Raw genomic sequence first — 16,870 nt, 5'->3', positions numbered from 1 at the left:
TGGTCAAGGTACTGGTTCCAATATGCATCAGGCGGCCCGCTGCAGGCTGAATTGCGACCACACGGCGGACAGCGCCTCCACCAGATGGTCCATGTCGGCATCGCTGTGCACCGGGCTGGGCGTAATGCGCAGCCGTTCGGTGCCACGCGGCACGGTGGGGTAGTTGATGGGCTGCACATAGACGCCGTGATCATCCAGCAGGATGTCACTGATCGCCTTGCACACCACGGGATCGCCCACCATTACCGGCACGATGTGGCTCGGGTTGTCGAGATGCGGCACGCCGATGGCATCGAGCCGCTTGCGCAGCGTCGCCGCCCGTTCATGCAGCCGTTCCCGCTCCACGCCGCTGGCCATCAGGTGTTCGATGGAGGCGCGTGCCCCGGCCGCGATCGCCGGCGGCAGCGCGGTGGAGAAGATGAAGCCGCTGGCATAGCTGCGGACGAAATCGCACATGGCGGCGGAGCCGGCGATGTAGCCGCCGATCACGCCGAACGCCTTGGCCAGCGTACCCTCGATCACCGTCAGGCGATGCGAGACGCCATCGCGATCCGTGATGCCGCCGCCATTCGGACCATACAGGCCGACGCCATGCACCTCGTCGCAATAGGTCATCGCGCCGTATTTGTCGGCCAGGTCGCAGATGGCGGCGATCGGGGCGATGTCGCCATCCATGGAATAGACACTCTCGAACGCCACCAGCTTCGGCGCGGAGGGGTCGATCTCGGACAGCACGCGCTCCAGGTCCACCAGGTCGTTGTGGCGGAACATGCGGCGCTGGGCGCGGGAATGGCGCATGCCCTCGATCATCGAGGCGTGGTTCATCTCATCGGAGACGATCACGCAGCCGGGCATCCGCGCCGCCAGGGTGGAGAGCGAGGCCCAGTTGGACATGTAGCCCGAATTGAACAGCAGCGCGTCTTCCGTACCATGCAGCCGCGCCAGCGCGCGTTCCAGCAGAACATGTTCATGGTTGGTGCCGGAGATGTTGCGCGTGCCACCGGCGCCCGCACCATGCTGGTCCAGCGCCTTGTGCATCGCCGCCAGCACCTTCGGGTGCTGCCCCATGCCGAGATAGTCGTTCGAGCACCAGACGGTGACCTCGGAGGTCTTGCCGTTGCGGTGCCGCGTGGCCTTCGGAAACTGCCCGGCATGGCGTTCGATATCGGCGAAGACGCGATAGCGCCCCTCGCGCCGGAGGCCGTCGAGCTGGGCACGGAAGAAGGATTCGTAGTTCATCTCGGACCCCCTGTGGCCGGAACTGGTCTGCAGTGCGTTGGCTCGCACCCTATCCTGTCACGAACTGGCTTTTCCTTGCGTGAGGCAAGGCCCCAGCGCCACAGCGCATCGGCGGGCACGGGCATCACCATGAAGATGTGCTCGATCAGGCCGAGTGCGACGAGTGTGGCGAGTAGCGTGTAGCCCGTCACCTCATGCGGTGACGCGTCCGGCGCGATGGCCTGCTGCACAAGCAGACCGCAGGCCAGGATGCCGGCAACGACGGAGAACGGCAGCAATGCATTCATCCGGCGCCGGCGGAAGAAGCTCTCGAGGTAGCGCAGGTGATCCGGCAGGAAGGACTCCGCCAGGTTCCGTACGCCAAGATAGACATTCAGCTTGGCGGATTGCCGCATGATCCAGAAGGCCAGGAAGGTCCAAAGCCCGATACGGTTCGGCGCGTCCCAGGTGGCCAGCGCGATGCAGGCGGCCCCCGCGATGATCGCCAGTTCATGCCATAGCACCGCCGCCAGCGCCGCACGCAGCCGCGGCCAGCCGGTGGCACCCGGTGGGCAGGCGGTGCGGCGCGGTCCGGTGACGAGGCCGGTGAGGAACGCCATTTCGATCCAGGCCCACACCAGAAGCCCGCCGAGGAAGCCGAGATAGGCGCCGCGTGTCGTCAGGTCCCAGGCCGAGGCATGCAGCCCGGCCAGGGCCGCCACCAGCAGGATGGTCGCGCCGAGCATGGTCCAGCGATAGGTCTCCCGCCGCAGCCCATCCAGGTACAGGATGATGCCCGTGCTGAACCACCAGATGAACAGCGTGAACAGCGCGGGCAGCCCATGCTCGGCCATGATGCTCTACCAGGCCGGCGAGAGACGTGGATCGGCCGGCAGCGCCTGCCGCCGCGGCGGCAGGAAGTACAGCCGCGCGAAACTCGCCGCCGCCGCCGCCGTCAGCCCGGCGCGCTTGATACCGCCCACGATGCCGCCCCGGGCCTTGGCCGCGGCAATGCCGTCACCGATCTTCCGCAGCCGCTCCAGCCCCCGCAGGAAGCTGGGATTGTCCACGTCGAGCGTGGCGGGGAAGACCTGCCGGCAAATCTCCTCCGTGATGCGGAAGACCTTCATGTCGTATTCGGTCGGCGTCATGCCAAGCGCCTTGTGGAATTCCGGCCGCGCATGGTCGCGCACATACATCGTGGCGAAGACCGCGAGCTGGAAAAACCGCACCCAATAGACGTTGCCGCCGGACAGCAGATGCGGGTTGGCGCGCATCAGCAGGGCGAAGGCTTCGCCATGGCGGAACTCGTCATTGCACCAATTCTCGAACCATTTGAAAATCGGGTGAAAACGCAGCTCCGGGTGCCGCTCGAACTGGCGGAAGATGGTGATGTAGCGTGCGTAGCCGATCTTCTCGGACAGGTAGGTGGCGTAGAAGATGAACTTCGGCTGGAAGTAGTGGTACTTCTTCGCCCTGGTCAGGAAGCCGAGGTCGACGCCGACGCCCAGATCCTTCAGCGCATCGTTGATGAAGCCGGCATGCCGGCTTTCATCGCGTGCCATGACGCTGAAGATGTCCTTCATGTCCGGGTTGGTCACGCGCTTCTTGATTTCCGCATACAGCACGCAGCCGGAGAACTCGGCGGTAACGGAGCTGACGAGGAAATCCAGCAGCTCCTTCTGCAGTGGCTCCGGCAGCGTCGTGATGTCGTATTCGTCGAATTCCGATGTGCGGGTAAAATGCCCCTTGTTCGGGTCGGCGTGGAATTCTGCCATCATCGCATCCCATTGCGGCCGCACGGCCTCAATGCTGATGCGGTCCATCGCCGCGAAATCGGTGGTGTAGAAGCGCGGCGAGAGCACCGTCTCGGTCAGCGCCATCTTGGTTGCGACACCATCCGCATCCGGGCGTCCACCCGGCGTGTTACCCGCGGCAACCGAAGGCTCGACAATGGCGGGCCCATCCAGGATCAGGCGTTCCATGCGATGGCCTCCTTCGGCTCGAAGCCGCAATGGTACAATTCGGTCAGCTCGAAGATTGCGACCCACTGGGTCCAGAAGCGCGTCAGCGGCCCGGCGCGCAGCACCGTTGCCCGCGTCTCGAAGGTCATGCGCTCGCCGAATGCCACATGCCCCGGCGTGCCATGCACGATGACCTGGTCGCCGGGGCGCAGGAAAACGCCCTCCGGCACGGCATAGGCGTGAAAGCTGTCCGCCGTTCTCTCGATATCCACCGTGCAGGGCACTTCGAGTGTTTCACCCCCGAAGATCGCCCGGCCCACTCCCCAGCGGCCGTTCATCCTGGTTACTCCCTGTTTGACAAGAAACGCACAAAGGCCCCTGCATTCGTCTGACCGAAGCCCGTCAGGTCCAGCTTGCGGCCCGTAGCCTGGTCCTCCAGCGTGATCTGGCCAGTCTGCCATGCCGTGAGGCGGAACGGTATGGCGGAACCGATATCCTCGCGCTTCCTTTCGCGCACCAGGCCCCGCACCGTGCCGCGAACGAAGCCACCCTCGCCGGGCTCCAGCACCGCCACCTGCCGGCCATCACGCGAATCGCTGACCACCACACCACCATCGCCACGATCGGAGAAGAACAGGTCGCGCTGCGCCAGCGCCACCGGCACCACGCCATCCCGCGCGCTGGGCAGGAAGGGTGAGGCCAGCACCAGCGCCAGCACGCCCGCGATCATGCTGCCGCAGACCAGGGCCGGGCGGCGCAGGATGGGGTTGGTCTCGATGGTCTGTGACATCACCTTCCCTCCTTCTCTCAGGCCATCGCTTCGGCGTGGCCCGGCTTGCGCGCCTCACCGCTCGCCGCCACTGCCGGCACCGGCACGGAGGCCGCGGCCGCCAGGGCGCGGGACAGGACCTGCGCCGCCACATCCGCATCCTTCAACGCCCGCAACATGGGTTGCGGATGCGAAATGCGGAAGGGCCGGATATGCGGCCATAGGGCCAGCCAGGACACCCGGTGCGGCTTCGCCAGCGTCACCATCACGTCCCCGGTGCCATCCGCATGCTTTGCCACATCGGCCTTGTCGATGAGCACGAAGGGGATGTTGATGGTCATCGGCAGTGCCACGCCGACGCGCATGACGATCCGCCGCGTCGTGATGGTGTACAGGCTGGTGCGCGCCGATAGTCCGGCGAACAGCAGCAGCAGCGCCACCGGCACGGCGCCGATCACCACCAGCAGCAGCCCCTCGGCCACCGCCTCCATCGCGCCCGCGCCCTGCGAGGTCAGGTCGCCGCCACGCAGCACCGCGAGCAGGATGAAATAGATCGCGATGCCGCGCACGAACAGCGCGCGCCGTGCAATGCCCTGCCATTCGGGCGCACCCTGCCAAAGGATGTTTTCACCCTTCGGCAGCGGACCGGGCAGGCCGGGGACGTCTTCCCCGTCATGCTCCTGGACTTCGGGATGCCGGCTCATACCAGTGCCTCGCTGCGCTCGGGCGTCGCGTAGAAATGCCCGCCGCCGAAATACGCCGCGACCTTGTCTTCCTCCAGCAGCGTGATTTGCTCCGGCTGCGCGATGGCCGGGGCAGCCGCCAGCTGTGCGGCGGTGACGGAGATCACGCGTACCGTGCCGGCGGAATTGATGGTGGCCAGGAACATCGGCACCAGCACGCGCCGCGCGGCGCCGGTGGCCTCGACCTCCAGATAGCGGAGGATCATCTCGGACCGGTCGACCCAGAGGTCCACGACCACGCCGGCCACCTTGCCATCCAGCGTGATGACCGGCTTGCCGCGCGGATCCGGGTCCGTTTCACCGATGGTGAAGCCGTGCGCCGCCCGCAGCGGAATGATTTTCGGCAGATCATCGTCGAAGGCCAGGTCCGGCACGTCGGCCCGCTCGGCATAGGCGGCCGGGCCAATACCGTCGCGCATCGCATCGCCCGTCGGGATCAGCGGCGCGCCGGGATAGCCATCGGCCGGCACCACCAATCCGGTCAGGTCGCGCTCGGTACGTGTCGCCGCGTGATGGTCCTCATGCTTCAGCTTGAAGACCTTCAGCGGCGGCACGCCGGGGAAACCCTCGATCGGCACGCGCAGCGGGTGGCTCGGCCGGTCCGAGATCAGCGGATAACCCTCCCGCTTGCCTTCGCGATGCAGCCAGAGAACCAGGATGAAGAAGAAGGCGAAGAAGGCGTAGAGCAGCCCTGCCGCCAGATCCATTTGAACGAATTGGTGTGCGCCGGGCATTGTAGGCCTCCGCTTCCTGTTGGTCAGATTTGTGCCGCGCCGGCGAGGCCGGCTGCGGGGCGAGCTTGAGACGCACCGCGGCTGCGGACCAGCGGTCCGACAACGGCGAGTGTGATGAACAGCAGCACGATCTCGATCAGGTAGATGCTGACATAGCCGGTAGCCGCCTGTGCCAGGCCTTCGCCGAGCGCGCCGGCCTCTGCCAGCGCGGAAATCAGATCCCGCAACACTCCGCCCAGCGCGATGGCAACCCCCGCCGAGGTCGCCGTCACCGCGCCCCAGACGCCGAGTGCCAGGCCCGTCTGCTCCGGCGGCGCCGCGCGCATGCAGGCCGTGAGCGTTGCGTGGCCAAACAGACCGGCACCAAGGCCGATCAGCGCCACACCGCCCGCGAAGAGCCCACCGCTGCCGATGGCGCCGGAGAAGATGATCACGGTGAAGCCGGCAATGCCGAACAACCCGCCGGTTGCCGCGACCTGGTGCGGGTCCGCGCCGTGTCGCAGGCGGCGTGCCGCGCGCAGGAAGCCGATGACCGCACCGCCCGCGAGCAACGCGGACAGGCCGGTGGTCGCGCCCACGGACAGGCCAAGAATCTGTCCTCCATAGGGCTCAAGCAGCACGTCCTGCATGGCGAAGCCGGCCGTGCCCAACCCGGCACCCAGCAGGCGGCGGTTCCACGGCCCGGATTGCCGCAATGCGTGGAACGCTTCGAGGAAGGTCGGCTCACGTTCCGCGGTCCGCGCGGTGCGGGACGGATCGCGTGCTTCCTGCTGCCAGACCGCGACCAGGTTCAGAACCAGCGTCAGCGCCGCCGCGCCCTGCACCACCTGGATCAGCCGCAGCTGCGAGAAATCCGCCAGCAACGCACCGAAGACCAGACCAGCCAGAACCATGCCGACGAGTTGCATGGCCGAAAGCATCGCCACAACATTCGGCTGCTGGTCGCGCGGTGTCAGGTCCGCGGCCAGGGCGAGGCCCACCGTCTGCACCATGTGCATGCCGAAGCCGGTCATCAGGAAGGCGATGGCCGCGGCCAATTGTCCGGTCCAGGGATCCGCCCAGGTGTCCCCGGCCAGGACCAGCAGCGCAAAGGGCATCATCGCCAGGCCGCCGAACTGGATGATCGTGCCGAGCCACAGATAGGGCACGCGGCGCCAGCCGAGCACGGATTTGTAGGTGTCGGACTTGAATCCGATCAGCGCCCGCAGCGGCGCGAAAACCAGTGGCAGCGCCACCATGGTGGCGACCAGCCAGGCGGAGACCTTCAGCTCCACGATCATCACGCGGTTCAGCGTGCCGACCAGCAGTACCGCTGCCATGCCACAGGAAATCTGGAACAGCGACAGCCGCAGCAGCCGCGACATCGGCAGGCGTTCGGATGTGGCGTTGGCGAAGGGTAGCAGATGCGGCCCCACGCCCTGCCACATCCGGATGATCCTGCCGGGGCGCTTCATCGACGCACGAGCTCCAGTGCCTGGGAGGTGTAGAAGCCGCTGGCCACCCGGTGCGTGCGCACCGCGTCCCAGCCGGCCATGGCTGCGTCGCCGCCAACAAGCCGCCGCAGCGTCGCTTCCGCCACCGGCACGATGGCCGGCGAGCGATCACCACGCGGCACCAGGCGGCCCACGGTGAGGAAGGCCATCAGGAAGGCGCTGCGCGGCGCGAAGGTGAACAGGATGCTGCCCTCCGTCCGCGCCGAAAGACCCGAGAGAGCGCGCAGCACATCAGCGGGCCTGTAGTGAATCAGGCAATCCATGCCCACCACATGATCGAACCGCCCAAAGGCAGGGTCGAGCATGTCACCGACATGAAAGCTGACGGAGCCCGCACCGTGCTGCCCCGCTGCACGTTCCTGGCCAAGCCCGACCAGGGTGGGGGAGATATCGACGGCCACCACTTCCGCGCCACGTCGCGCGGCTTCCACCGCCAGCGCACCGGTGCCGCAGCCGGCATCCAGAACGCGCTTGCCGCGCAGATCCGGCGGCAGCCAGGACAGCAGCTTGCCGCGCATCGCATCCCGTCCGGCACGAACGGTGGCGCGGATGCCACTGACCGGTGCATCCGAGGTCAGGCGTTCCCAGGCCTTGGCGGCGGTGCGGTCGAAATAGGTTTCGAGTTCGCCGCGGCGGGTCGCGTAGCTGGTGGTCTGCATCTCAGTCATACCCCAGCAGGTCGAATATTTCCCGGTCTTTAAGCGGCGTCGCTTCAAGCGGCGTGACGCCGGCGAGGAGCCCGGCAGCAAGACGCAGGTACTCGGTGCAAACCGCCTCCACCTCCGGCGTCTGCTCCATGTCGAACAGCGTCGCTTTCTTGAGGCGGGAGCGGCGGATCACGTCGAGGTCCGGCAGATGCGCCAACATCTCCATGCCGGTTGCCGCATTGTACTTCTGGATCTGGTCGGTGTCCTTCGAGCGGTTGACGATGACGCCGCCCAGCCGCACGCCGTAGTTCTGCGATTTCGCCTTGATGGCGGCCACGATGCGGTTCATCGCGAAGATGCTGTCGAAATCATTCGCCGCGACGATCACGCCGCGATCCGCATGCAGCAGCGGCGCGGCAAAGCCGCCGCAGACCACGTCGCCGAGTACGTCGAAGATGACGATGTCGGTGTCTTCCAGCAGGTGATGCTCCTTGAGCAGCTTCACCGTCTGGCCCACCACATAGCCGCCGCAGCCTGTGCCGGCCGGGGGGCCGCCAGCCTCGACGCACATCACGCCATGGCGGCCTTCCACCACGAAATCCTCGGCGCGGAGCTCTTCCGAATGGAAGCCGACACCGTCCAGCACGTCGATCACCGTCGGGATCATGCGGCCGGTGAGGGTGAAGGTGCTGTCATGCTTCGGATCGCAACCGATCTGCAGCACGCGCTTGCCAAGCTTGGCGAAGGCGACGGACAGGTTCGATGATGTGGTGCTCTTGCCGATGCCGCCCTTGCCATAGATGGCAAAGACCTTCGCGCCTTCGATGCGGTCGGCCATGTGCACCTGCACGCTGCCATCGCCATCGCCGATCAGACGCTCATCGGGCCGCGGTCGTACGATCACGGTCATGCCGCCATCTCCTCGGTAATACCTTCGAGCCGGTCTTCAAGTTCCTCACCCGCGCGCCGCAGCGCCGCCAGGGTTTCGGCATCCGGCTGCCAGTAGCTGCGCTCCTGCGCTTCGATCAGCCGGTTGGCGATCTTCGCGGAAGCGGTAGGGTTCAATGCTGCGAGCCGCGCCCGCATGGCGGGGTCGAGCATGTAGGTCTCGGCCAGGTTCTGGTAGATCCAGGGCGCCACCTGGCCGGTCGTCGCGGACCATCCCATGGTGTTGGTCACCTGCGCCTCGATCTGGCGCACGCCTTCATAGCCATGCGCCAGCAGCGGCTCGAACCATTTCGGGTTCAGCGCCCGCGTGCGGGTCTCAAGCGCCACCTGTTCGGCGACGCTGCGGATGGTGCCCTCGCCGCGGGTCTGATCGCCGACATAGACCGAGGCCTCCTGCCCGCCCCGCGCCCGCCGCACTGCCCGGCTCATGCCGCCGAGCGTGTCGAAATACTGGTCGATGGTGGTCAGGCCAACCTCGACGCTGTCGAGATTCTGGTAGGTGACATCGACGGACCCCAGAAGCTGCGTCAGCACCTTGTCCTGCCGCGCCGCCTTGCCGTCGACGCCATAGGCGAAGCCCTTCCGCTTCACATAGGCCTCGGCCAGTTCATCCTCATCCGTCCACAGCCCGGCATCGAGGATCTGGTTGACGTTGGTGCCGTAGGCGCCGTCGGCATTGCCGAAAACCCGCAGCGCCGCCTGCGCCATTTCACCGCCATGCTGCGCCAGATGCGCCAGCGCATGCTTGCGGATGTAGTTCTGCTCAATCGCCTCGTCCGCGCTGGCGGCGAGCAGCGCCGCTTCTGCCAGAAGCTTCGTCTGCAGCGGCAGAAGATCGCGGAAGATGCCGGACAGCGTCACCATCACATCGATGCGCGGGCGGCCCAGCACCTCCAGCGGCACCAGCTTGGCGCCGGTCAGTCGGCCATAGCTGTCATGCCGTGGCTCGGCGCCCATCAACCACAGCGCCTGCGCGATCGGGCCGCCCTCGGTCTTGAGGTTGTCGGTGCCCCACAGCACGATCGCCACCGTCTCCGGCAGGCCCTTGCCATCCGCTGCATGCCGCGCGAGCAGGCGGTCTGCCTGGCGTGCGCCATCCTGCACCGCGAAGGCGGAGGGGATCTTAAAGGGGTCGAAGCCATGCAGGTTGCGACCGGTCGGCAGCACATCCGTGGTCCGCAGCAGGTCGCCGCCAGGGGCTGGCCGCGTATAGCCGCCATCCAGCGCGTGCAGGATTGCGGGCAGCTCATGCTCCTTCGCCAGCAGCGCGTCGAGGCGGGCGAATTCGGCCGGCTCCGTCACGCCGGCGGCGTCCAGCATCTCCTTGCGCTGCGCCGCATCCGGCACCTCGCCCACCACATGCAGCCCATGCGGGATCAGCGTGTATTCCAGCTCCAGAAGCTGGTTGCCGAGGCGCTGGATCACGCCGGGCGCATCATCCGCGTCCCAGGCCGGCTCGGCCGGGGCCAAATCCACTGCGGCCGCCTGCGCCTGCACCAACTCGGCCACCGCAGCACGCACGCCGGCATCGCAATCCGGCTCCAGCGCGCGCCAGCGATCCAGCGTCGCCTTCAGGTCGAGAAGGCCACGATACAGCCCGGCGCTGGTCACCGGCGGTGTCAGGTAGCTGATCAGCGAAGCCCCCGCGCGCCGCTTGGCCAGCATGCCTTCCGACGGGTTGTTCGACGCATACAGATACAGGTTCGGCAGGTCGCCGATCAGCCGGTCGGGCCAGCATTCCGCGGACAGGCCCGCCTGCTTGCCAGGCATGAATTCCAGCGCGCCATGCGTGCCGAAATGCAGCACGGCATGGGCGCCGAAATCCTCGCGAATCCAGCGATAGAAGGCGCTGAAGGCGTGCGTCGGCGCGAAGCCGCGCTCGAACAACAGTCGCATCGGGTCGCCCTCATAGCCGAAGCCAGGCTGCACGCCGATGAAGACATTCCCGAACTGCGCGCCGAGCACGAAGATGCTGGCGCCGTCCGATTGCGCGCGGCCGGGCGCGGGGCCCCAGGTGCGCTCGATCTCGGCCAGATGCGTCTCGCGCCGCACATGGTCATCGGCCGGGATGCGCGCCGCGACATTGGCAACCGCGCCGTATTGTTGGGCGTTGCCGTTGATGATGGCGTTGCGCAGCGCATCGACGCTGGCCGGCATCTCCACGGTGTAGCCCGCCTTCTGCATCGCCCCCAGCGTATTGAACAGCGACTGGAAGACGGAGAGGTAGGCGGCGGTGCCGGTGTTGCCGGCATTCGGCGGGAAATTGAACACCACCGCCGCCACGCGCCGCTCCGCCCGCGCCGAGCGCCGCAGCGCCACGATGCGCGCGACGCGCGCCGCCAGGGTGTCCGCGCGTTCGCGATAGGATACCATGTCGCGGCCGCACTGAATGCCGTCGCAACCCGGGCAGACCGTGCCGGTGGAGGACGCGCCGCAGCGGCCGCCGAAGGTCATCGGCAGGATGCCGCCATCCAGCTCCGGAATCGCCACCATCATCGTGGCCTCCACCGGCAGCAGGCCGCGCGGGTCGGCCTGCCACTGCCGCATCGTCTGGAATTCCAGCGGATGGGCGGAGATGTAGGGAACATCCAGCGCCGCCAGCGTTTCCTCCGCCGCGCGCGCGTCGTTGTAGGCCGGCCCGCCGACCAGCGAGAAGCCGGTCAGCGAGACGACGGCATCCACCGTCGTCACACCGTCCCGCACGAAGAAGGCTTCGATGGCCGGGCGATTGTCGAGGCCGCTGGCGAAGGCCGGCACCACGTTGAGGCCACGCGCCTCGAGCGCCGCGATCACGCCATCATAATGCGCTGCATTCGCGGCCAGCACATAGGACCGCATGATCAAAAGCCCGACCGTGCCCTTGGTCCCTCGTGCCGGAAGCTGCGAAACGCGATCCGTGACTTGGCCGGGAATGCGCGGGTGGTACAGCCCGACTTCAGGATACTCGACCGGCGGCGCCACCTTCAGCGTGCCGACCAGCACCTGCCGCGGACCCGCCGCGTAACGGTTCACCAGCAGCCGCACGAGGTTTGAAAGATTCGCCTGGCTGCCGGCCAGCCAATATTGCAGCGCCAGGAAATACACCCGCACATCCTGCGCGGTGCCGGGGATGAAGCGCAGCAGCTTCGGCAACTCGCGCAGCATCTTCATCTGGCCCTTGCCGGACGATGCCGCGCCCTTCTTGCTGCCGCGCAGGCGCTTCAGCAGGCCCATCACGCCCTTCGCCTCGGCGCCCATGTCGAAGCGACCGAGGCGGGTCAGCTTCATCACCTCGCCGGCCGAAAGGCAGCACACCATCGCATCGCAGGCATCGCGCCGCGCGCGCAGCGCCGGCAGCACCAGGTTGATGTGGTCTTCCAGGAACAGCATGGTGGCAATGACGATGTCGCCGCGGGCGATGTCGGTATGGCAGGCGGCCAGCGCCTCCGCATCCGTGCCCCATTCATCCGCCGCATGCACGGACAGTTCCAGCCCGGGAATGTCCCGCCGCAACACGTCGCGCGCCTGCATCATCGCGCCGGCCAGATGGCTGTCCATGGTGACCACGACGACTCGCATCGTGGTGGCAGCACGCCAATTCATACCCTCAGGCATCCGGCCCTCCGGTGCGGCGGTGAGAGAAATATCTCACCGCGAAAAATGCGCTTTCGCGTCGTAAAGCGTCTCGATCGTGATGGTCCCGATCCCACGCTCCTGCGCGAATCGTTCGGTGTTGCGCCGGGCCTTGCCACGGACGAAGAAGGGAATCTTCTTCAGCTCCTTCTCGGCATCCTGGCCCCAGGCGAGCAAAGGGGCGCCCGCGGCGGAGTGGGGAGTCTCCGCCGCGGGCACGGGCATGGGCTGCGCGGCGGGCGCGGCCTCTTTGCCCGACTGTGACGGCGCACCATGGCCAAGATGGCTGGGCTGCACGTCGTTGAACTCGAAATCCTCGCGGAACATGCCGAGAAGATGTTCCTCCAGCCCCATCATCAGGGGGTGGACCCAGGTGTCGAACAGCACATTCGCGCCTTCGAGACCCATCTGCGGCGAATTGCGCGCCGGGAAATCCTGCACATGCACTGGCGCCGAAATCACCGCGCACGGCACGCCGAGGCGCTTGGCCACATGGCGTTCCATCTGCGTACCCAGCACCAGCTCCGGCTGCAGCGCCGTGATTTGCGCCTCGACCTCCAGGTAGTCGTCGGTGATCAGCGGCTCCACGCCATGCAGCGCGGCGGCGGCGCGGATCTCGCGGCCGAATTCACGGGAATAACTGCCGAGGCCCACCACGGTGAAGCCAAGCTCCTTCTCCGCCACCCGCGCCGCCGCGATCGCATGCGTCGCATCGCCGAAGATGAAAACACGCTTGCCGGTCAGGTAGGTGCTGTCGACGGAGCGCGAGTACCACGGCAGCCGCAGCGTGCCTTCGGCCGTGGTCGCCGGCACACCGGCCAGCTTCGCCACTTCCTGCACGAAATCCCGCGTCGCGCCGACACCGATCGGCACCACCGTGGTGCAAGGCTGGCCGAAGCTGCGGCGCAGCCAGGCGGCCGCCTGTCCGGCGACTTCCGGGTACAGCACCACATTGAAATCGGCATCACCCAGCGTCGCGAGATCGGCCGGCGTCGCGCCCATCGGCGCGATCACATGCGTCTCGATCCCGAGCGTCTCCAGCAGGCGCTCAACTTCCGGAACATCGTCCCGGTGACGGAAGCCGAGTGCGGTGGGGCCGAGGATGTTGCAGCGGGGCGTGGCGTTCTTCGGCCGCACCGTACCGGGCTTCGGCACATGCGGACCGGCGCAGGCGCGCACCAGCTGGTAGAAGGTCTCGGATGCGCCCCAGTTTTCCTTGCGCTGATAGGCAGGCAGTTCCAGCGGCACCACGGGAATCGGCAGACCCAGCGTCTTCGCCAGCCCGCCCGGATCATCCTGGATCAGCTCCGCCGTGCAGCTTGCACCCACCAGCATTGCCTGCGGCTTAAACCGCTCATAGGCATCCAGCACAGCCTCACGGAACAGGTTTGCCGTATCGCCGCCGAGGTCGCGCGCCTGGAAGGTGGTGTAGGTGACGGGCGGGCGCTTGGCGCGGCGCTCGATCATGGTGAACAGCAGGTCGGCGTAGGTATCGCCCTGCGGGGCGTGCAGCACGTAGTGCACGCCTTCCATCGCGGTGGCGACGCGCATCGCGCCGATATGGGGGGGGCCTTCATAGGTCCAGAGCGCGAGCTGCATGGTGCTACACCGCCAGCTTCGCGTGGCGCAGCAACGGCCGCGCAAACAGCTCCGCTAGATCCGCGGCCTGGTCGTAGCCCTGGATCGGCGTGAAGACGAGTTCGATGGACCACTTCGTCGTCAGCCCCTCCGCCTCCAGCGGATTCGCCAGGCCAAGACCGCAAACGGTGAGGTCCGGCCGCAGCGCGCGGCAGCGATCCAGCTGGCGATCGACATGCTGGCCTTCGGACAGCGTGGCCTCCGCCGGCAGCAGGGCCAGTTCTTCCGCCAGATGCTGGCGATGCAGATAGGGCGTGCCGACTTCGGTCAGCCGCATGCCGAGCTCGCGCGACAGGAAGCGCGCCAGCGGGATCTCGAGCTGGCTGTCGGGGAAGAAGAAGATGCTTCTGCCCTCGAGCCTTTGGCGAATTCTTGCCAGTGCCGCACCGGCCCTTGCCGCTGCGGCGCCGGTCGCTTCCGCGATGCGCGCGGGCGAGGCGCCCCAGACTTCGGCGGCCGCGCTCAGCCAGGCGGTTGTGCCCTCCACGCCCAGCGGGAACGGCGCCGCGATACGGGTCGCACCGCGGGCTTCCAGCGCCCGCGCCGTATCGTTCAGGAAGGGCTGCGCCAACAGATAGCGGGTGCCGTGACCCACCGCCGGCAACTCCGTCGCGCGGCGTGACGGCAGGAAACGAACCGGCCCGACGCCCAGCGCAGCGAAGATCCGCAGAAACTGGTCCTCCACCACCTCGGCCAATGCGCCGACCACCAGCAGGGACCGCGCGGCGCCGGGTTCGGCGGGCATTTCCGGCACCAGGGAAGCGAGACAGGCATCCTCGCCCTGGGTGAAGGTGGTCTCGATGCCGCTGCCCGAATAGTTGAGCACCCGCACCTGCGGCAGAAAGCGCTGCGACAGGCGCTGCGCGGCGCGGGACAGATCCAGCTTAATCACCTCGCTGGGGCAGGAGCCGACCAGGAACAGCATGCGGATGTCCGGCCGCCGCTCCAGCAGCCGCGTCACGACGCGATCAAGTTCCGCGTTACAATCGGCGAGGCCCGCCAGATCGCGTTCATCGATGATGGCGGTGGCGAAGCGGGGTTCGGCGAAGATCATCACGCCGGCGGCGGATTGCAGCAGATGCGCGCAGGTGCGGCTGCCGACGACCAGGAAGAAGGCGTCCTGGATCTTGCGATGCAGCCAGACGATGCCGGTCAGTCCGCAGAACACCTCGCGCTGGCCGCGCTCCCGCAGCACGGGCGCATCGGCGCAGCCAGGCTGGGGCAGGGCGGCCGCGGCGCTCATGCCACCACGCCGCGGGCGTTGGCGCGGGCTTCATCGAGCCGCGCGGCGCGCAGCTTCATCAGGAACTGCGCGGCGTTGACGACGTAGGCGGCGTAGGCGGCGAGTGCCAGCAGCATCTGGCCCTGCCCGTCACCGAAACCGGTGAAGACGGCGAGCAGGTAGGCGCTGTGCAAGGCCAGCACCAGCATGCTGAAGACGTCTTCCCAGAAGAAGGCCGGCGCGAACAGGTAGCGGCCGAACACCACCTTCTCCCACACGCAGCCGGTGACCATGATGGTGTAGAGCAGCAGTGTCTTCACCACGACGGAGGCCGTGGCCACCGCCAGCCCGTCCCCGGTGGCGAGGAAGCTCAGCACCAGGCCGAGGCTCACCAGGAATACGGCAAACTGGATCGGCGCCAGGACGCCCTGAACCAGGGTCCAGGGCGTGGCATCGCGCCGCCGGCGCTCCTCCGCGGTGTAGAGCGGCCGGCGGGCGACCTGCGCCTCCCGGTTGTGGCGCGCCGCACGGCCGGAGGTGGCCCCCCAGGGTGACGCATCCAGTGCGTCAAGCAGTCCAGACAACCCGTTCATTGTAAGCATGGCTTGACAACCCTCCGTCAAAGGCGGTCCGCTGTCCGCAGACGGCTGCCGTGGCCCCTGGCCGGCAGCCCGCGATGGGGGAAATGTCCGAGAAGACTGCGCTTGTTGGCCGGCTTGGCCGCTTCCCTGCGCATCTTTTTCTCTCCCACACCGTGCTTGTTCAGGGAGGCTAGAGGCCCGGCGCTCACAGTGTCAAGCACGATTGACGTAAATCGCGGTTGACAGGGGAGGGCGTCGGCATTCAAGTATGAAGCACCGGAGGGGGCGATGTCCGCGAAGCCGATGATGGCAGCACAGCACATGGCGGAAACCGCCAGCCAGGCGCAGGAGGCAGGGTCCGCCCCGCATTCCGGCCATGGCCGCGACCCCGCCGGCAGCGACAGGTGGTCGCCGCCTGCCAGCCCCCGTGCGCCGCCCGCGCGCATCCGGCCTGCGAACGCCGAGCGCCGGCGCGTCGCCCTGCTGGCCCGCACCCTGGAGACGGAGGTGATCCCCCGCCTGGTGCTTTCGCGGCGCGAAGCCAATACGCCCGCCTATATCGACAGCCCCGGCGCCAGCATGCCGCAGCCGGAGGATATCTCCGTCGTTGCCGGCCTGGCCCTGCAGGGCGACCTCAGCGGCGCACTCGCCTATGTCGGCGGCCTCACCGGGCGCGGCATGCCGCTGGAGCGGATCTATCTGTACCTGCTGGCCCCGGTCGCCCGGCATCTCGGCGAGATGTGGGAACAGGACCGCTGCGACTTCACGGCGGTCACCATCGGCCTGTGCTGCCTGCAGCAGGTGGTGCTGGAGAACAGCCCCGCCTTCCAGCCGCGACTCGGCCGCGGCGATGTGGAACGCCGGATCCTGCTGGCCCCGGTACCGGGTGAGCAGCACAGCTTTGGCCTGGTCATGGTCGGCGAATTCTTCCGGCGCCAGGGGTGGGAGGTTTCCTCCGGCACCGGCACCACCGCCAAGGAGTTGTCGGCGGTGGTGCGGCGGCAATGGTTCGCCGCCATCGGCTTCTCGATGGCCAGCGAGGATCATCTTGAGGTCCTGGCCACCACCATCCGGGCGGTGCGACGCGCCTCCCGCAACCCGCAGATCGGGGTGCTCGTCGGCGGACGGGTCTTCGTCGATCGGCCGGAGCTGGCCGCGCTGGTGGGCGCGGATGCAACGGCGGCAGACGGTCAACAAGCAGCGCTGAAGGCGGAGACGCTACTGGCTCTGCTGATGCGTGAGGCCTAAGCCGGGGGCTTCCCGGCAGGATGTGAATGAAGACGTGTGGATGCTCAGGAGGC

General features: G+C 67.4%; 15 protein-coding genes. 1 reads left to right on the top strand and 14 read right to left on the bottom strand.

Annotated elements, in window-relative coordinates:
- Nucleotides 1-27: 27 nt before the first annotated feature.
- Genes hemA through bchF form a run of 14 tightly spaced genes read right to left on the bottom strand, consistent with a single transcriptional unit; the run spans nt 28 to nt 15,581 of the window.
- Nucleotides 28-1,239, bottom strand: coding sequence for a 5-aminolevulinate synthase (gene hemA, locus Q8S40_RS09600; protein ID WP_304816061.1), 1,212 nt, complete (start codon nt 1,237-1,239; stop codon nt 28-30).
- Entirely contained in the window at nt 1,236-2,072 is an 837-nt protein-coding gene (gene puhE, locus Q8S40_RS09595) for a putative photosynthetic complex assembly protein PuhE (RefSeq protein ID WP_304816062.1), read from the bottom strand. The genes hemA and puhE overlap by 4 nt, the downstream gene beginning before the upstream one ends.
- A gap of 6 nt (nt 2,073-2,078) precedes the next feature.
- Complete coding sequence (gene acsF, locus Q8S40_RS09590; RefSeq protein WP_305670202.1) at nt 2,079-3,203, bottom strand: magnesium-protoporphyrin IX monomethyl ester (oxidative) cyclase; 1,125 nt, start codon at nt 3,201-3,203, stop codon at nt 2,079-2,081.
- On the bottom strand, nt 3,191-3,520 hold the full coding sequence (locus Q8S40_RS09585; RefSeq protein ID WP_304816066.1) for a hypothetical protein: 330 nt from the start codon (nt 3,518-3,520) through the stop codon (nt 3,191-3,193). The genes acsF and Q8S40_RS09585 overlap by 13 nt, the downstream gene beginning before the upstream one ends.
- A 5-nt stretch (nt 3,521-3,525) precedes the next feature.
- Nucleotides 3,526-3,972 (bottom strand): photosynthetic complex assembly protein PuhC, encoded by a 447-nt coding sequence (puhC, locus tag Q8S40_RS09580; RefSeq protein WP_304816067.1) that lies wholly within the window; start codon nt 3,970-3,972, stop codon nt 3,526-3,528.
- A 17-nt stretch (nt 3,973-3,989) separates the two neighbouring features.
- Nucleotides 3,990-4,655, bottom strand: a complete 666-nt coding sequence (gene puhB, locus Q8S40_RS09575; protein WP_305670201.1) for a photosynthetic complex putative assembly protein PuhB — start codon at nt 4,653-4,655, stop codon at nt 3,990-3,992.
- Complete coding sequence (puhA, locus tag Q8S40_RS09570) at nt 4,652-5,401, bottom strand: photosynthetic reaction center subunit H (RefSeq protein WP_305670200.1); 750 nt, start codon at nt 5,399-5,401, stop codon at nt 4,652-4,654. The genes puhB and puhA overlap by 4 nt, the downstream gene beginning before the upstream one ends.
- A 50-nt stretch (nt 5,402-5,451) precedes the next feature.
- Nucleotides 5,452-6,882, bottom strand: a complete 1,431-nt coding sequence (locus Q8S40_RS09565) for a BCD family MFS transporter (protein ID WP_304816071.1) — start codon at nt 6,880-6,882, stop codon at nt 5,452-5,454.
- On the bottom strand, nt 6,879-7,580 hold the full coding sequence (gene bchM, locus Q8S40_RS09560; RefSeq protein ID WP_305670236.1) for a magnesium protoporphyrin IX methyltransferase: 702 nt from the start codon (nt 7,578-7,580) through the stop codon (nt 6,879-6,881). Before bchM ends, Q8S40_RS09565 begins: the two co-directional genes overlap by 4 nt.
- Before the next feature lies 1 nt (nt 7,581).
- A complete protein-coding gene (gene bchL / locus Q8S40_RS09555; protein WP_304816072.1) occupies nt 7,582-8,478 on the bottom strand; it encodes a ferredoxin:protochlorophyllide reductase (ATP-dependent) iron-sulfur ATP-binding protein in 897 nt (298 codons plus the stop codon).
- On the bottom strand, nt 8,475-12,110 hold the full coding sequence (locus tag Q8S40_RS09550; protein WP_305670199.1) for a magnesium chelatase subunit H: 3,636 nt from the start codon (nt 12,108-12,110) through the stop codon (nt 8,475-8,477). Before Q8S40_RS09550 ends, bchL begins: the two co-directional genes overlap by 4 nt.
- A 33-nt stretch (nt 12,111-12,143) precedes the next feature.
- Complete coding sequence (gene bchB, locus Q8S40_RS09545) at nt 12,144-13,727, bottom strand: ferredoxin:protochlorophyllide reductase (ATP-dependent) subunit B (protein ID WP_305670198.1); 1,584 nt, start codon at nt 13,725-13,727, stop codon at nt 12,144-12,146.
- A gap of 4 nt (nt 13,728-13,731) precedes the next feature.
- The gene (locus tag Q8S40_RS09540; protein WP_305670197.1) at nt 13,732-15,009 is read right to left on the bottom strand and encodes a ferredoxin:protochlorophyllide reductase (ATP-dependent) subunit N; all 1,278 of its coding nucleotides are present in this window, start codon (nt 15,007-15,009) and stop codon (nt 13,732-13,734) included.
- On the bottom strand, nt 15,006-15,581 hold the full coding sequence (gene bchF / locus Q8S40_RS09535) for a 2-vinyl bacteriochlorophyllide hydratase (protein ID WP_305670196.1): 576 nt from the start codon (nt 15,579-15,581) through the stop codon (nt 15,006-15,008). The genes Q8S40_RS09540 and bchF overlap by 4 nt, the downstream gene beginning before the upstream one ends.
- Before the next feature lie 276 nt (nt 15,582-15,857).
- Between bchF and Q8S40_RS09530 the strand changes: the two genes are divergently transcribed.
- A complete protein-coding gene (locus Q8S40_RS09530) occupies nt 15,858-16,817 on the top strand; it encodes a B12-binding domain-containing protein (protein ID WP_304815473.1) in 960 nt (319 codons plus the stop codon).
- Nucleotides 16,818-16,870: the final 53 nt, after the last annotated feature.

This window comes from Falsiroseomonas sp., assembly GCF_030695085.1.
In the GTDB taxonomy this organism is placed as follows: Bacteria; Pseudomonadota; Alphaproteobacteria; order Acetobacterales; family Acetobacteraceae; genus Falsiroseomonas.
Note: the sequence above shows the minus strand (reverse complement) of the source record. Positions and strands in the feature narration are given on the sequence as shown.

Coding starts and splice junctions, on each gene's coding strand:
- hemA (WP_304816061.1), bottom strand. CDS start 1,239: ATGAACTACGAATCCTTCTTCCGTGCCCAGCTCGACGGCCTCCGGCGC.
- puhE (WP_304816062.1), bottom strand. CDS start 2,072: ATGGCCGAGCATGGGCTGCCCGCGCTGTTCACGCTGTTCATCTGGTGG.
- acsF (WP_305670202.1), bottom strand. CDS start 3,203: ATGGAACGCCTGATCCTGGATGGGCCCGCCATTGTCGAGCCTTCGGTT.
- Q8S40_RS09585 (WP_304816066.1), bottom strand. CDS start 3,520: ATGAACGGCCGCTGGGGAGTGGGCCGGGCGATCTTCGGGGGTGAAACA.
- puhC (WP_304816067.1), bottom strand. CDS start 3,972: ATGTCACAGACCATCGAGACCAACCCCATCCTGCGCCGCCCGGCCCTG.
- puhB (WP_305670201.1), bottom strand. CDS start 4,655: ATGAGCCGGCATCCCGAAGTCCAGGAGCATGACGGGGAAGACGTCCCC.
- puhA (WP_305670200.1), bottom strand. CDS start 5,401: ATGGATCTGGCGGCAGGGCTGCTCTACGCCTTCTTCGCCTTCTTCTTC.
- Q8S40_RS09565 (WP_304816071.1), bottom strand. CDS start 6,882: ATGAAGCGCCCCGGCAGGATCATCCGGATGTGGCAGGGCGTGGGGCCG.
- bchM (WP_305670236.1), bottom strand. CDS start 7,580: ATGCAGACCACCAGCTACGCGACCCGCCGCGGCGAACTCGAAACCTAT.
- bchL (WP_304816072.1), bottom strand. CDS start 8,478: ATGACCGTGATCGTACGACCGCGGCCCGATGAGCGTCTGATCGGCGAT.
- Q8S40_RS09550 (WP_305670199.1), bottom strand. CDS start 12,110: ATGCCTGAGGGTATGAATTGGCGTGCTGCCACCACGATGCGAGTCGTC.
- bchB (WP_305670198.1), bottom strand. CDS start 13,727: ATGCAGCTCGCGCTCTGGACCTATGAAGGCCCCCCCCATATCGGCGCG.
- Q8S40_RS09540 (WP_305670197.1), bottom strand. CDS start 15,009: ATGAGCGCCGCGGCCGCCCTGCCCCAGCCTGGCTGCGCCGATGCGCCC.
- bchF (WP_305670196.1), bottom strand. CDS start 15,581: ATGAACGGGTTGTCTGGACTGCTTGACGCACTGGATGCGTCACCCTGG.
- Q8S40_RS09530 (WP_304815473.1), top strand. CDS start 15,858: ATGTCCGCGAAGCCGATGATGGCAGCACAGCACATGGCGGAAACCGCC.